The sequence below is a fragment of the Rhodococcoides fascians NBRC 12155 = LMG 3623 genome, from assembly GCF_001894785.1.
In the GTDB taxonomy this organism is placed as follows: domain Bacteria; phylum Actinomycetota; class Actinomycetes; order Mycobacteriales; family Mycobacteriaceae; genus Rhodococcoides; species Rhodococcoides fascians.
Map to the genome: position 1 here is coordinate 1 of NZ_BCWW01000033.1, position 1,353 is coordinate 1,353.

The 1,353-nt window shown below is 65.0% G+C and carries 1 protein-coding gene; it reads left to right on the top strand.

The genetic code is table 11. The annotated features are described in order from the left end of the window. The first annotated feature begins 97 nt into the window (after window positions 1-97). Complete coding sequence (locus RFA01S_RS27235) at window positions 98-1,297, top strand: DDE-type integrase/transposase/recombinase (RefSeq protein WP_238325073.1); 1,200 nt, start codon at window positions 98-100, stop codon at window positions 1,295-1,297. Window positions 1,298-1,353 lie beyond the last annotated feature (56 nt).

Here is a 1,353-nt window from a genome sequence, read left to right on the forward strand (position 1 = left end):
CAGTCTGGGGACATATGAGACACGAGATGTCCACGGACATGTGACACACGGGCTGTGATGATGCTGCGGGGCACTGTGACCGGCTATGGAGTAATCCATGGCCAGATCGGATGCCCGGATGAACCTGCTCGATGCCACCTTGACCGCATGGATCATCGAGGGAGCCGACGTCTTCGACGAACGAGGCCTGTCAGGCTTCTGCGCCGATCACGGGCTCTCCCGCAGTACCGCCAACCGTCACGCCGCCCGGATCCGAGAACGGGGCCGGTGGGAACTCGACTCCCGCCGGCCCCGCTCGAGCCCGGCACGCACCCCCGACGCTGTCGAAGCCCGCATCATCGCGCTCCGCGGCGAATTGGGCCGCGACAACGGTGCCGACAACATCCGCTACGAGCTGACCAAGATTGCCGCCGAACATGATTGGGCCGGCACAGGCTGGAAGGTCCCGGCCCGATCGACCATCAACAACATCCTCACCCGCCACGGCCTGGTGACTCCGGAGCCCAAGAAGCGACCCAAATCGTCCTATCGCCGGTTCCAATACGCCCGGCCCCGTGACTGCTATCAGATCGACGCCACCGAAGTCGTACTCGCCGGCGGTGGGAAAGCCACCGTCTTCGAGGTTCTCGACGACTGCACCCGCACCCTCGTCGCGACGTACGTCTGCCACGCCGAGACCACCGCCGGTGCCATCACCGCCATCGGCAGAGCGTTCGCCGACTATGGAGTACCGGCAATCGTGTTGTCCGACAACGGAATGGCGTTCTGCGCGACCGCGTCGAAGGGCCGCTCGAAGTTCGGCGCGTTCGTCACCGGGTCCGGTGCCAGGCTCATTCACTCGAGCCCGTACCACCCGCAGACCAACGGCAAAGTCGAACGCCACCACCGCACCTTCAAACAGTGGCTCACCGACCAACCCACCCGGCCCGCCACGACCGCCGAGTTGCAGACATCGTGCAATCGGTACCAGACGTTCTACAACACCGACCGCCGCCACAGTGCCGTGAACATGCCCCCGCAGCAGGCATGGAACCGCGCAACAACCCTGGGCGGCCCGCAGCACCTACCCGCCCAGGTCGACGCCACAGTCGGCACCCACTCCGTCTCCGGCTCCGGCGTGATCTCCGTCGGCGACCACACGATCTCGGTCGGACGGCCCCACGCTCACAGTCGCGTGACCGTCCTGCGCGACGGCAACCACATCACCACCTACACGGCCAGCGGAGAAGTCCTCGGCCACTTGCACCTGGACACCGACAAGCGCTACCAAGGACAACTCCGCCGCCCCGCAGCCTAGAATCGTGTCTCACATGTATCGAGACACCCGTGTCCCACATGTATCAAGACAGCACA